Annotated in this window: 12 protein-coding genes; 8 read left to right on the top strand and 4 right to left on the bottom strand. The window is 55.1% G+C overall.

Translation table 11 applies throughout. The annotated features are described in order from the left end of the window. Positions 1-272: 272 nt before the first annotated feature. Positions 273-749: a hypothetical protein gene (locus MTX78_RS05930; RefSeq protein WP_243800768.1), complete on the top strand. Its 477-nt coding sequence runs from the start codon at positions 273-275 to the stop codon at positions 747-749. Then, entirely contained in the window at positions 750-1,649 is a 900-nt protein-coding gene (locus tag MTX78_RS05925; RefSeq protein WP_243800767.1) for a hypothetical protein, read from the top strand. Between the two features lie 22 nt (positions 1,650-1,671). Here the strand turns inward: MTX78_RS05925 and MTX78_RS05920 are convergent, their stop codons facing one another. Then, a complete protein-coding gene (locus MTX78_RS05920) occupies positions 1,672-2,034 on the bottom strand; it encodes an MGMT family protein (RefSeq protein WP_243800764.1) in 363 nt (120 codons plus the stop codon). Positions 2,035-2,165: 131 nt separating this feature from the next. Between MTX78_RS05920 and MTX78_RS05915 the strand changes: the two genes are divergently transcribed. The 4 genes from MTX78_RS05915 to MTX78_RS05900 all read left to right on the top strand — a co-directional run bounded on the left by MTX78_RS05915 (position 2,166) and on the right by MTX78_RS05900 (position 8,807). Then, positions 2,166-2,669: a YciE/YciF ferroxidase family protein gene (locus MTX78_RS05915; RefSeq protein WP_243800762.1), complete on the top strand. Its 504-nt coding sequence runs from the start codon at positions 2,166-2,168 to the stop codon at positions 2,667-2,669. A 226-nt stretch (positions 2,670-2,895) separates the two neighbouring features. Then, positions 2,896-4,041 (top strand): efflux RND transporter periplasmic adaptor subunit, encoded by a 1,146-nt coding sequence (locus MTX78_RS05910; protein ID WP_243800760.1) that lies wholly within the window; start codon positions 2,896-2,898, stop codon positions 4,039-4,041. A 102-nt stretch (positions 4,042-4,143) separates the two neighbouring features. Continuing rightward, the gene (locus MTX78_RS05905) at positions 4,144-7,227 is read left to right on the top strand and encodes an efflux RND transporter permease subunit (RefSeq protein ID WP_243800758.1); all 3,084 of its coding nucleotides are present in this window, start codon (positions 4,144-4,146) and stop codon (positions 7,225-7,227) included. Positions 7,228-7,391: 164 nt separating this feature from the next. Then, entirely contained in the window at positions 7,392-8,807 is a 1,416-nt protein-coding gene (locus MTX78_RS05900) for a TolC family protein (protein ID WP_243800755.1), read from the top strand. Positions 8,808-8,850: 43 nt separating this feature from the next. Here the strand turns inward: MTX78_RS05900 and MTX78_RS05895 are convergent, their stop codons facing one another. Next, the gene (locus MTX78_RS05895; RefSeq protein ID WP_243800753.1) at positions 8,851-9,285 is read right to left on the bottom strand and encodes a hypothetical protein; all 435 of its coding nucleotides are present in this window, start codon (positions 9,283-9,285) and stop codon (positions 8,851-8,853) included. A gap of 256 nt (positions 9,286-9,541) precedes the next feature. Between MTX78_RS05895 and MTX78_RS05890 the strand changes: the two genes are divergently transcribed. Beyond that, positions 9,542-9,736 (top strand): hypothetical protein, encoded by a 195-nt coding sequence (locus MTX78_RS05890; protein WP_243800752.1) that lies wholly within the window; start codon positions 9,542-9,544, stop codon positions 9,734-9,736. 141 nt (positions 9,737-9,877) lie between these two features. Here the strand turns inward: MTX78_RS05890 and MTX78_RS05885 are convergent, their stop codons facing one another. After that, the gene (locus MTX78_RS05885) at positions 9,878-11,125 is read right to left on the bottom strand and encodes a zinc dependent phospholipase C family protein (RefSeq protein ID WP_243800750.1); all 1,248 of its coding nucleotides are present in this window, start codon (positions 11,123-11,125) and stop codon (positions 9,878-9,880) included. 433 nt (positions 11,126-11,558) lie between these two features. Between MTX78_RS05885 and MTX78_RS05880 the strand changes: the two genes are divergently transcribed. After that, positions 11,559-12,176 carry an FMN-dependent NADH-azoreductase gene (locus tag MTX78_RS05880; RefSeq protein ID WP_243800748.1) on the top strand — a complete coding sequence of 206 codons (618 nt, stop codon included), beginning with the start codon at positions 11,559-11,561 and terminating at the stop codon, positions 12,174-12,176. Positions 12,177-12,476: 300 nt separating this feature from the next. Here the strand turns inward: MTX78_RS05880 and MTX78_RS05875 are convergent, their stop codons facing one another. After that, positions 12,477-14,087 (bottom strand): RagB/SusD family nutrient uptake outer membrane protein, encoded by a 1,611-nt coding sequence (locus MTX78_RS05875; RefSeq protein ID WP_243800746.1) that lies wholly within the window; start codon positions 14,085-14,087, stop codon positions 12,477-12,479. Positions 14,088-14,099: the final 12 nt, after the last annotated feature.

The following is a 14,099-nucleotide window of genomic DNA, read 5'->3' as shown; positions in this document are numbered from 1 at the left end:
CCTTATCTGACATCTCTCTTTCACCAATTGAAATAAGCTTGCGCCACCTGAAGTACTGCATCTGATGAAGCCAAGCTCGCAGGTGGCGCAAGTACATACTACCCGGACAGACCAGACGACATTGGGGGTAGCCTAACGTCGAGCCTGGGCAAGCTAAGTATAGCAACCACTCATTAGGTACGGCTAGCGCGCAAAGTCAGCGCCGGGGAATTACACAACCCAGCTGTGGGTCGGAGACCTATACGATTTTATACTCTATATATTTTTGAATTATGCGCTTTCTCCTGCTTTGCGGGCTGCTGGCCGCAATGGGCACGCCAGCCGTTGCGCAAACCTTCGAGTTTGACCTATCTCAGCAAACAATGACGGCAATGGGCACCAACTTCCACCTCGATAAGCTAGTGGACGCCCGAGCCGATCGGTCCACCGTAGGCAGCGTACATCGCGGCATGGACAACACCCCCGCTTCGGCCAACCTGCGGCGAGAGTTGGCAGCGGAACTGACACCCTTGCTGCAACAGGCGTTACCCATCGGCCCTGCTACTAGGCCCTTGATTGTGCGCATCCACGCTTTGTCTATTTACGAGATTATACGCCCTACTTCAGAAACAGCCAGCGCTGAGTTGGTGGCAGACTTTTTAGAGCCAGTCGGCAATGATACGTATCGGCTGCTGCTCAGCACTTCCGAGCTGGCAGAAAGCAAAGGCCTCGATGTAACCAAGCAGCACGACAACAACATTAAGCGCTAGGTGGAACAGAGCCTAAGCCACCTAAAGGATGTCCCACCAGCTAGCAATGCGCCAGTTCTTACCTGGGCCCAAGTGGTTGCGGGGGAAGAGGGGGCTTCACTCCGCTACCCCGTGCAGTCTGGGCCTCCTACCCGTGGAGTGTACCGCTCATTCGAGGAGTTCCGTCAGAATACCCCAACGCTGGCAGAAGGACCATTTGAGATAAGGCGGAAGCCGCGCAAAGGAGCGCAGTGGGCTGGCACCGAAGATGTGGAAGCGTGGTACTTGGAACTGGATGCCTACAATCCACGCCGTTTGGTGCGGGGCGGTGCCTGGGGCGTCAGCGACGGCGAAACGGCTTATGTGTTTTACCGAGGGCACTATTTTCCTTTGCAGCCCGCAGGCAACAACTACACGTTCACAGGCTTCAAAGCGCACGACCCTAGTGCAATGGCCGCGGGAGCTATATTGGGCGGACTAGCAGGAGCAGCACTAGTGGCAGCAACCAGTACCAATGAACCGCAGCTTTATAAGTTGCGCATGACTTCCGGACGCGTGGTATCCAGCATGAAGCAGGCCGTATCAGCCAACGGCTTTGCGGCGCCCGATACGGCTGCCATCTACCTCTATCGCCGGCAAGACGCTGCCCCTACTCAGCCACTCGTGGTGACCCTCGGCGGGCGCGAAGTGGGTACCCTTGCCCCTAATTCTTTCCTAGCCTTAAGTTGGCGTGATCGGCGCCAGGCAATGGAGTTGTGCGTGCGGGGCGGGCAGCCGCAATGCCAGTCGTTCGTGCCAGATTTTACAACGGCTACCTATTTCGAGTGCTCTGTACCGAAGGGCGGTGGTCCTACCCCAGCAGTGGTGAAAACATCGCCCAAGGAAGGCACTTTTTATGTTCACCGGTTTCGGGTACGCTAGAAGGGCGCTGGCAACGGCCGCTCTATTCTAATTCCGTACTCGGGTCCCAGAACAACTGCTTGAATTCCACTACCTGATCATCAACTACGCGGACGCCTTCTGCTTCGAGGGCTTCTTGCATGGCTGTGGGCGTGGCGAAGTGCATGCGGCCAGTGAGCAGCCCGTTGCGGTTTACTACGCGTTGCGCCGGAATATCATCGAGGCCGCGAGCAGGAACCGCCGCAATAAGCGCATAGCCAACCATGCGCGCACCATGCCGGGCTCCTAGGTAGTGGGCAATAGCGCCATACGTGGAAACCCGGCCACGTGGTATTAGCCGCACTACCTCCTGTACTTCCTGAAAAAAATTACGGCTGGCTTCCGTAGGGTTGCGTGGCAGGCTCATGGGCAGGAGACACTGATATAAGGTCTGAAAGGTAGGCACCTAGCTAGCGCCAACCAAACTGTTGGGCAACGCCCATGCTGCTGAGTACGTATCGGAAGTACAGTATTTCACTCCTTAACCTCTTCTCGACCATGGGCCTCTTCTCAGATAAACTTAGCACCCTCGACGACTTATTCCACGAGCAACTTAAAGACCTATACAGCGCCGAAAACCAGTTGCTAGAAGTACTGCCCCAGATGGCAGACAAAGCAAAAGACTCCGGTTTGAAAACCGCTTTCCAGAGCCACTTGCAGGAAACCAAAAACCAGGTAGCCCGCTTAGAGCAAATCGGCAAGCTGCTTGACATCAGCCTGACGGGCCACAAGTGCAAGGCTATGGAAGGCATCCTGAAGGAAGGCTCTGACATGATTCATGAGGATGCCACCGACGAGGTGAAAGACGCAGGCCTGATTGCTTCCGCACAGCGCGTCGAGCACTATGAAATTGCAGGATATGGTACGGCAGCCCACTACGCGCAGCGTGTCGGCCAGCCTGAAGCCGCTGCCTTGCTGCACCAGACACTCAACGAAGAACAAGCCGCTGACACCAAGCTCAACAACTTGGCGAAGAACTACATCAACCAGAAAGCGCTGTAATTCGAAATCATGATTTCGGTTGTATAAGGAAACCCGGTTGGCTGTTTGGCTGGCCGGGTTTCTTCATACAAATGCGGCAGGCTGCAACCCAACGCCAATTCTGGTGTCTTACCGCCGTGAACTACGGCGACTTTTCAGTGCAAGTCAACTTAAATTAGCCGGTTCGCGTTGTCAAACGTCGCCCGTCCCAATAGAAAGCTACATCAGGCCGGAATCCTACCAGAGTATGCAAACCCAAGAGCAAGAAGAAATTGAAGTAACTCGGACCTCAAGCAGCGTAGGCCGCAAGCTGCTCTGGACGGTGCTAACACTGGCAATAGTGGCAGGGTTGGTTTTTGTGAAGATGAAGTACTTTCCTTCCACCACCGGCGACGCGAAAGGTGGAGGGGGCCGTGGGGGTGCCGGAGCTGGTGGGAAAGGTGGCAAAGGTGGTGGACAGGCCTTGCCGGTTCAGGTGTATGTGGTGTCCCCAACCAACCTCTCCGACCAAGTGGCTGCCACTGGCTCGGTGCTGGCCGATGAATCTGTTATCATAAAGAGTGAGCTTTCAGGCAAGATAACTAGCCTCAACATCAAGGAAGGACAGCCAGTACGCAAAGGCCAATTGCTGTTCAGCATCAATGCCGACGAGGCTCAGGCAGGTATTCGGAAGCAGGAATACAACATCAAGCTCTACCGCGACCAAGAGCGCCGGCAGCGTACGTTGCTGGAAAAAGAATACATCAGCGCGCAGGAATACGAGCAAGCCAACAACCTCTACTTGACGGCACAATCGGATTTGCAAGCCTTGCGTGCAACCCTGGACCGTGCTTTCGTGCGGGCTCCCTTTGATGGGGTTCTGGGCCTGACCACTGCTACAGTAGGCACTTACGTTAGCCCTGGCACCGAAATAACGACTCTTTCGCGGGTGCGGCCCGTCAAAATTGACTTCGCGGTGCCAGGCCGTTTTGCCAACAATGTGCGAGTAGGCGACGTGGTAAGCGTGACGGACGAAGGCACCAACAAGCAGTACGATGCCAAGGTGTACGCCATTGATCCGCAGATCGACCCCGTGAGCCGCACCCAGCCAGTGCGGGCCCGCTACGCCAACACTAAAAACGAGTTACGGCCGGGGGCTTTCGTGAAAGTAAACCTGAAGCTCGGCGAATCGACGGATGCGTTGCAAGTACCTACCGAATCTGTGATTCCAGAGGCTAGCGGCTACAGTGTGTACACGGTAAAGAACGGGAAGATGGTGCCCCAAAAGGTAAAGATTGGCATCCGCTCCGATAAGGTGATTCAAATTACCGACGGTTTAGCCGTTGGGGACTCTGTGATTCGGACAGGTATACTGCAGGTTAAACCAGGAGATGCCGTGCGCGCAACTAAATAATAGATACTTCGCAGTGTTTTGCTATGTACGACGCCACTGTTCTACAGTGGATGTTCAACTATCACGGCTAGATACTGTTGACCTACCGCGAGAAATACATACATGAGCTTATCATCAACTAGTATAAACCGCCCGGTCCTCGCCATCGTGATGAGCCTTGTCATCGTGATATTCGGCGTTATCGGTTTTCGGTACCTCAGCATTCGGGAGTATCCCAGCGTTGACCCGCCTATTATTTCAGTGTCGGCTGCATACACTGGCGCTTCTGCCGATGTAATGCAGGGCCAGGTGACGGAGCCGTTGGAAGAAGCGTTGAACGGCATTGCGGGTATCAAGAACCTGACTTCCAACTCGCGGGACGGCCGCACGCAGATTACGGTGGAATTCGACCTGGACGCCGACCTCGAAACCGCTGCCAACGACGTGCGCGACAAGGTATCGGGTGCGCAGGGCCGTCTGCCGCGCGATATCGACCCACCGGTTGTGAGCAAGGCCAATGCCGACTCGCAACCCATTGTTATGACCTACCTCAGTTCCAACCAACGCGACCTGTTGGAACTGACTGACTACGCCAATAACACCCTCAAAGAACGTCTGCAAACCATTCCGGGCGTATCGGAAGTGCGGGTATTTGGGGAGCGGAGGTATTCCATGCGGCTGTGGCTGGACCCCGTGAAACTGTCGGCGCTGGGTGTAAGCCCCGTGGATGTGCAGGCAGCCCTCACCCGTGAAAACGTGGAGTTGCCTAGCGGATCTGTGCAAGGCCAAGCCACTCAGCTTACGCTTCGCACCATGGGCCGCCTAACCACGGTCGAGGATTTCAACAACCTGATTATCCGTAAGGATGCTTCCTCTTTAGTGCGCCTAACTGACGTTGGTTACGCGGAGTTGTACCCTGAAAACGACCAGACTATTTTCAAAGTAAACGGCGTGCCGATGGTAGGCATTGCTGTTATTCCGCAGCCTGGCTCCAATCAAATCGACATTGCCGACGAGTGGAACAAGCGCATTGAACTCTATGGCAAAGACTTGCCCAAAGACTTGGTGCTCAAGCCAGGCTTCGATAACTCGGTGTTTATCCGCCAGTCTATTAACGAGGTAGAACACACCATCGTCGAGGCTTTCGTGCTCGTGGTAGTCATCATTTTCCTGTTCTTGCGCGACTGGCGCTCCACGCTGATTCCGGTGGTAGCTATTCCGGTATCGTTGGTGGGTATCTTCTTCGTGATGTACCTGCTCGACTTCTCTATCAATGTGCTTACGCTGCTGGCCATCGTACTTGCTATTGGCTTGGTGGTGGACGATGCTATTGTCGTGTTGGAGAACATTTACTCGCGCATCGAAGATGGCGAAGACCCCAAAACGGCTGCTATCAAGGGCTCCGAGGAAATTCTGCTGGCGGTAGTGAGTACCACGGTGGTACTGGCGGCAGTATTCCTGCCAGTGGTGTTTCTGTCAGGTATCACGGGGCGCCTGTTCCGCGAGTTCGGCATTGTGGTGGCGGGCTCGGTGCTGATTTCTGCTTTCGTGTCGCTCACACTCACGCCCATGATGTGCTCGGTGCTACTCAAGCGCCAGGAAAAGCATAACTGGTTTTATCGTAAAACGGAGCCTTTCTTCCAGCGCCTGATTGGCGGCTATAAAAGCAGTCTGGAAACCTTCCTGCAAAACCGCTGGCTGGCGTGGCTGATGGTGGCTGGCACTGGCGCCGGCATTTGGTTTTTCATGGGAGTCATTCCTTCGGAACTGGCGCCTGTGGAAGACCGGAGTCGCATCAACCTGAACGCTACTGGTCCTGAGGGCGCTTCGTTCGAATTCATGGACGCTTACATGGACCAGCTCAGTAAACTAGCTGCCGACTCAACGGACAACAACAGCTTGAGTAGCGTGTACGCCGTGACGTCGCCGGGCTTTGGAGGCGGCTCCAACTCGGGCCGGGCGCGTGTTCTGCTGTTTGATGCCGAAAAACGCCCACTCACACAGGACCAGATTGCATCCAAACTATCGGCGGGTGTGAAGCGCTTGTCAGCTGCTCGTACTTCGGTATCGCAAGACCAAAGCATTGGGAACGGTGGTGGCGGCCTGCCGGTGCAGTTCGTGGTGCAGACGCAGGATTTCGAGAAGTTGCGGGCCGCGGTGCCCAAGTTTCTGGAAGCCGCTCGCCAAGACCCCACCTTCCAGTACGCCGACGTGGACTTGAAATTCAACAAGCCCGAGCTGCGCGTTACCATCGACCGGGAGAAAGCCCAGAGCCTTGGTGTTTCGGTGCAGAGCATCTCGCAAACACTGCAATCGGGACTGAGCGGACAACGTTACGGCTACTTTATCAAGGACAGCAAACAGTACCAGATTATTGGACAGGTAGCGCGTGAAGACCGCAACCAGCCGCTGGATGTGCGTTTGCTGTCCGTGAAAAGCGCAGACGGCCAACTTGTGCAGCTCGACAACGTGATTCAACTAACGGAAAGCAGCACCCCGCCTCAGCTCTACCGTTTCAACCGCTACAACTCGGCTACCTTCTCGGCTTCGCTGGCTCCCGGTAAAACCTTAGGCGACGGTATTGCAGCCATGCAGGCCATTGCCGACAAGCAACTCGACGAAACCTTCACCACCGAGCTGTCGGGTACCTCCCGCGACTTTCAGGAAAGCTCTTCATCTTTGATTTTCGCATTCGGGCTGGCCCTGGTGCTGATTTACTTGGTACTGGCTGCTCAGTTTGAGAGCTTCCGCGACCCAATTATCATCATGGTGACGGTGCCCCTAGCGTTGTCTGGCGCATTGCTGAGCTTGTGGTATTTCAACCAGACGCTTAACCTGTTCTCCCAAATCGGTATCATTATGCTGATTGGGTTGGTAACCAAAAATGGTATCCTCATCGTGGAGTTTGCCAACCAGCAGGTGGAGCAAGGCAAAGACTATATGACTGGCCTGATTGAAGGAGCTACTGCCCGTTTCCGGCCTATCCTGATGACTAGCCTCTGCGCCATGCTGGGTATTCTGCCTATTGCTATTGCTACGGGGGCGGGAGCTTTGAGCCGGCGTGCTATGGGTATCGGGGTGGTAGGCGGCCTGTTCTTCGCAACGGGTCTTACTCTTTATGTCGTTCCGGTGATGTACTCATACTTCGCTACGGCCAAAAAGCATAGCCAGAAGGCCACCGAAAAGAAGAAAGCCGCTGTAGCTTAGTGCTTGCACGCAGGCTTTTCCTCAACAAGGAGATGAGCCGCTTACCGAGAATAGTTTTTTGGAAAACAGGGCCAAAGAACACAACAAGCCCAACTAGTACTGGCCCTTTTCACAGCAAAGGGGCCAGGGGGTACAGCCCCCACCCGAACAACTCTTACGATTCCATGCGCCTACTCATTACCTCCCTGCTGCTGTTGCCCTCCTACATGGTGTTTGCTCAGCAACCCACGCAGCCAGCGCGGCCTACGCAGGAGCCCCGAGCGAAGTCCCAGACGGAAAAGCCTCAAACGGTGGCGGCGGCAGCGCCCCTCACGTTGGCAGAGGCCATTCGCATCGGGTTGGAAAACAACTACGATATTCGGGTATCGCGGCAAGACGAGCGAATTGCGGAGAATAACGTAACCCGTGGCAACGCTGGGCAGCTGCCGGTAGCAAACGGGAATTTCACGCGCACATTCAACATCAACAATACTCGGCAACAACGAGAACAGTCGGATCCGGTTGTTATCAATGGCGGCAAAGCAAACTCGTTGAACGCGAATGCAACGGCTACCTGGACTGTTTTTGATGGACTAGGCATGTTTATCGCCTACGACCGGCTGAAGGCGCTCAACCAAAGTCAGCGCCAATTCACGCGCGCAACCATTGAAGAAACCATAGCCAACATCACTGATGCTTATTATGTGGTGGTGCGGGAGTTCGGAAAGATTGGCTCCATCGAAGAAGCCCTCAAAATCGGGCAAGCCCGGATTGACCTCACGCAGGCCCGGGTGGATGTAGGGGCCAGTGCCAAGGTGGAAGTGCTAACGGCACGCGTCGATTTCAACGCCGACCGTTCTGTGCTGATTCAGCAGCAGGAGCTTCTCCAACGGGCCAAAGTCAACCTCAATGCCTTGCTAGGCCGTGCCCCCCGCATCGACTTCAGCCCCGCCGACTCGATAGTAGTATCCCGTAGCTTGACCCGGGAAGAAGTGAATCAGGCGTTGGCACAGAACAACCCACGTTTGCAACAGGCCAAGCTCAACACTGAGGTAGCCACCTACGACCGACGCCTGATCCGCGCTTCGCGCTTCCCGCAGCTTGGGCTGACCGGTACATACGGCGTGAACCGCAACATCAACAACGCCTTCCTGATCAACACGGCAACGGGCAGCGTACTCGGCTCGAACGTCAACCGGGTGTTTGGTCCCAGCTACGGTGTGGTTGCCTCCGTTCCTATATTCGACGGCTTCAACCGCAACCGCCTCGAGCAGAACGCGCGCATTGTGGAAGAGCAAAGCAAGCTCCTGCTCGACCAAACCCAGCTACAGCTGGAGGCGCAGGCAGAGCAGGCTTTTGCGCAATACCAGAACCGCCTTCAATTGCTGGAGCTAGAGGAAACCAACATTCTGCTGGCCCGCGAGAACATTGCCATTGCGTTGGAGCGGTACCGATTAGGGCTGCTCACCACTTTGGCCCTGCGGGAAGCCCAGCGCACGCAGCTAGATGCCGAAGTCCGCTTGCTTGACATCCGCTACCAGGCAAAACAAGCAGAAATAGTGTTGCGCCGTTTGAGCAGCGGCCTAGTACAGGCTCAGTAGTCGCCAAAGCTTCGCTGATACGGTCACAGTTACGCCCGTTATGCTACTTGGATGCTTGCATCATTTGCGTGTGCTGTTCTTGTAGCCATTCTTCGGCACCACCCACATCGTCAAACAGCTGGACTTGAAGGGCCCCACTTAACGGGTGTCTTTCAAGCACTGCGGCTTGGTCCAGCAGGTCGTGTGGCTGCGAAACGTGCGCAATAAAGCGCAAACCCAAGCGTGCTGCTTGCGGAGCCCACACATGGTATAGCCATTCCACCGAATCGAACCAGGGGCCACGCAACCCGCTGTTGTCGTTGAGCAAGTAGGCACAGTGGAAAGTTTGCATGGTAGCCAGAAAATTGCTGGCGCCCATATAGGCCTCCTGCGGGTCGATGTAGCCTAGCCAGAGGGCTCGCATCCACTGGTTGTTTTCATCGTAGGTTAGCTCGCAGGTGCTCCCGTCCCGCAGGTCGATGTTCGTAACTATATGCATTGTGCAGGCATAACGAGACTGTGTGGGCTGCAGGTTGCCAGTGACGAGGCAAAAACAGCCCGTGTCAGTGTCTGAGTTGACATGAGGTGGGTTGTGTGCTTCGTCGGGATAAGGGCCTGCTTGAAGGCGGTTTTGACTTCGCTCACCGAAAAGCGCCAAGTGCAGCCGAACGTAGCGGTAGTTTTGGGTACTTCTTCACCGGATCAACCTGCCTGCTGATTCGTGTTGAAGCTCGCTCCCACATCCCTATTGCAACATGGTATCCACTATCTGTCATCTGTTTCTGCTGCTGCTGTTGGCTTTGGGCGTGTCATTTGCTTCCTTTCAAGCAATGGCCGCAATGCCGGCTTTTCGGTTGCAATACCGCCAGCCGCTAACGCCCCAAAGCCAGCAGCCGCACCAGCTGCATTTTCCAAGCCATCGGGCGCATGCTCCCTACCGCTTTTTGTAGCGAAGAATGCGCTTAGGCTCGGTTCCGGCACTTAACGCCGGTTCCGCTACAGTGGAAACCACTTTCACACAAGCAAAAAAGTCCGCCGGAACACCCTGGCGGACTTTTTTGCTTTAACCCCAACGGCAGCCGCCGGACCAGTTATTTCACAGACAGCGCCCGAAGCTGCGCAAGCGCCTCCAACGTCTTGGCCCTAGTGCTGGACTTCTGCTCGTCTTCGTTCAGTGGTTTTTTAGGGGCAGTGTCGAAAAAGCTCAGAATGTTTTGCCGTACCGGGACTGTAACTCCCGCAAATTTATTGTCGGCTAATTGACGCAGCCACTCGCCATACGCTTCATCCGTGAGCTCGTACTCCCCCACCAACGTAGGCTGGCCGGTATCGAAATCCGTGTTGGGGAGTGGTTGGCGGCCAAGTGTTAGCGTATCCTTGGGCTCTGCTTCCACCAATTGGCAGTAGCGCGTCATGACATTGCGAAAACTGCCTTTAAACAACTCCTGCGCTTCAGGAGTGGGCAGTTTGAAGGCAAATGGCCTGAGCGGCCCTACTTTGGGGAGTACACGCACAAAATACGAGAGAATACGTGCCCCTGTCCCTGGTTTTTGGTAGTCGGTGCCGTAGCGCTGCCGATATTCCACTTCGCTCTGGTTGAACACGTATTCCCGCCGGCGGGCTCTTGGGCTTAAGCGCCGAATGTCTTTTCGTTTCGACTGCCAAGCAGCTCGACTGGCAATTGGAATCAGCTGACGGACGGCAAACCGAAACGAGCCAATTGCTAGATCTACGTTGAATACCACTTGCCCCAGCTCCAAGTCATAGGTTTTGTAGAAAGCCCGCTCTAGTACTGGCTTAGCCACCTTAAACCCAATGGCCCGTTGGTACTCGGCAGTGCGGTAGCGCCCGGAGGCCAGCTGTACCACGTCGAAAGCAAACTCCAACTGAGTGTGCTGAATGGGCGCTTCTTCATACGTGATGCGGTTACCGTATTTCTGCTTCAAGTCAGGGTACACAAAAGGCATGGCCATGTTGGTACCTTCTGGGTGCCCAATAATATCAGCGGTATAATGGGCCAGGGCGCCAAGAGCAAACGCGTACTCATTGCGACCTTGGGCTTCGTTGAGCAGATTCCGGACAAAGTCGCCGCTCCGGACGTAGTGGGTTAGGTTGGTGAACAGCTTGGACCCCATAGGATAGTAGCCCATATCCTGCAGAATCGACCCTCCGTAGGCGTAAGCTTTAGCGTCAACGAGTTGCTCTTCTGTGGCACCCGGGTAGCGCCGTTGTAACATGGGAAGCAAACAGCGGCTCCATGACGAGTCGATGTTGGCTTGATGAGTAAGAACTGAATAGCCCGAGGCCGAAGCCGGCATAAACACTACCAACAGCACCATACTTCGAAGCAACCATTTCAGCATGATGTAACTAGGCCTTTTAATAGACTGACGGGTTATTCCGAGGCCTTAAAAGCACTGTCAGTACGCGCAAGCACGACAGGAGTTGTGCTCTTAATACACAAAGGCCCCATACCAAGCACAGTACTGACTAAGCCCCTTGGGGTGCTAGCTGGGTTTGTGCACATAAGATACGCACAGTCGAGCTTGGGTGCGCACCATATCAAGGGCACAAGCAAACAAAAGGCTCTCCTGTTAGTTGAAAAAGCTAATTTTTAAATAACCGGTAAAAAGAGTTGAGAAGATCATTCTTATGAAACAATGTATATACATAAAATGTATGTACATTGCATGCGCTTTCGCAGCTGTACTGTTTGCTCAGCTGCGAACGGCTTGTTGATTTCGACCTTCTTGTAAACTTTCTTTTACCTCCATGCACATTCTTCATATTATCTCTAGCCCGCGCAAAGGCGCCTCTGCAAGCATCCAACTCGGCAACGGCATTCTAGAGCAACTGCAGGCCATCAACCCAGGCAGCACCGTACAGGTGCGTGATTTGGCGAGCAACCCCTTCCCTCACTTAGAGGAAGCCAAGCTGCAATCCTTCTTCACCCCCGCGGAAAGCCGTACTCCCGAGCAGCAAGAAGCAGCCCGGCATTCCGACGAGGCCATTGCGGAAGTGCAAGCTGCCGACGTTATAGTAATTGGAGCTCCGCTCTACAACTTCGGCATTCCTTCTACGCTCAAAGCGTGGATCGACCATATTGCCCGGGCAGGCATCACGTTCCGCTATACTGAGTCAGGACCTGAAGGCCTAATCAAAGGCAAGAAAGTGTATGTGGCCATGTCAAGTGGCGGCATCTACTCGGAAGGCCCATCGGCTTCATATGACTTCGTTGCGCCGTATCTGCAAGCCGTACTAGGCTTCCTAGGCATGACCGACGTAACGGTAATACGCGCCGAAGGCCTTGCACTGCCCGGCGTGCAGGATACTGCCGTGCAGAAAGCTTTGGACAGCGTAAGCAGCTTGTTGCAGCCCACCGAAGCCTAAGCCCTACTACTGCTAGGGAAACCTAGCTCCCAACAAAGCGGCCCCCGTCATTTCCCTGATCCTTCGCTGGCAGGGAAATGACGGGGGCCGCTTTGTTGGGAGCCTGTACCGTTGTCTGCGGTGGCGCACAAGAGCTACGCATGTTTATAGCGCCACTACATCGGCTTACCTCTTGCTTGCGCCAGCAAAAACGCCCTGTCCTACATGCAAGTAAAACAGGGCGTTTCTAATACAAAGACAGATGTTACAGCTTAGCTAGTAATCCCGTCATGATGGGTAAGTGGCGCGTGGTACCAACGATTAATACCCTGGGTTTTGCGGCACCTTCCAGCTTTGCGCGTCATTCAGGGGAATGGGCAGCAAGGGCGTCGGATTCACGGAGGGCTCGGCAGCAACGTGCGAAAGCGCACGAGCCCGCACCTCTGGTGTTAGGATGGCCATGTAGCGTCCCGTACGAATCAGATCCCAAAGACGCAGCGACTCTTCTCCGAACTCCACCCGGCGCTCTTTCCAGATGGCCGTTAGTAAGGCTTGGCCTGACAGGCCCATGTTCAGGTCTGGCAGCGTGCCAGCTGGCGCGTTGGTAGGTTCGTAGGTGAGGGAGCCTAGCGTGGTGCCCGGCGGCCGGGTGGAAACGCGCGCCCGCCGCCGTACCTGATTGACTAGGGCCACGGCTTCGGCAGGTTTGCCGGTCTGGGCAGCGGCTTCGGCTTTCATCAGCAGGATGTCGGCGTAACGCAGCTTACGGACGTTTTGAGGTCCCGACTCCGGGGCATTGGGTCTGATAATGGCCGCCTTCCGGTTGAAATAACCAGTGGCATTCTGGGTGAGGTCGATACGGTTGAGGATACCCAGCACAATGTCATTGTCCTTTATAATCGTGACTTCACGGCGCGGGTCATTGGGTTCAAACTCATCAACCAAGCTCTGCGTGGGGTTATTGAACCCGTAGCCAAACGTGTTGCGGTTATTCTGAAAAATATTGCTGGTGGTGCCCACCGAAATGGGACCGTAGCCGTTGTTGTCCGATCCAAACTGAATCTCGAACAACGATTCGCTGCTGTTCTCGCCAACCTCTTGGTGAATGGCCGCATAGTTGGCCAGCAGGCTGTACTGATTAGAGGCAATAACGGTGTTCGTGATGTCATACACTTCCTGCCACGTGTGGTTGTTGCCGTTCACGGTGCCCAGTTGGTACATGATAACGCGCGCCAGGTAGCCGGTGGCAGCACCTTTGGTAGCGCGGCCTAGGTCGGGGGCAGCATAAGCACTTTTTTCAGGTAGCAGCGCCGCGGCATCCTTCAGGTCCTTCTCGATAAAGGCGTAGGTCTGCGCGATGGTGGCGCGGGTTGCGTTGGGCGCTTCCGTCGGCGTCAGCGTTTTCTCGAACAGCGGAACGCCCCCGTAAAGCTTCACTAAGTTGAAGTAGAAATACGCCCGCAAGAACAGGGCTTCGCCCTTCAAGCGCGACTTGAGCCCCTCGTCGATGGTACCCGCATCAATGCTGTTAATAACCGTGTTGGCTCGTGCAATACCCGTGAAGCTGTGGGTCCAAAGCGAGTTGACGATGGGACTGCTAGACGGCGTGTTCCAGGTTTTGAGCTCGATAAGGGACGGAAAGTCGCTGGGCGAACTACCCCCTTTATCGGAATCATCGCTCATCAAGTCGCCAAACATCCATTCGAAGTTCTGGGCCACGTACTGGCCGTTGGGGTCGCCCCATTTGGGGCCCTGGTCCCAGGCGGCTACGTCGTACACGGCGTTGATGGCCTGCACGGCATTGGTGGCGTCTTTGAAAAGATTGTCCTGGGTGGTGGTGCCGAGGGGCTCTTTGTCTAGAAAGCTTTGGCAGCCCGGAGACAGGACCGTAGTCAGTAGTAGGCCGAGCAAAGCGGCGCGTGTGGGTTTCATATTGGTTAGGTG

It is taken from the genome of Hymenobacter tibetensis (assembly GCF_022827545.1).
In the GTDB taxonomy this organism is placed as follows: domain Bacteria; phylum Bacteroidota; class Bacteroidia; order Cytophagales; family Hymenobacteraceae; genus Hymenobacter; species Hymenobacter tibetensis.
The sequence above is the reverse complement of the archived record's forward strand: the minus strand, read 5'-3'. Positions and strand labels throughout refer to the sequence as shown.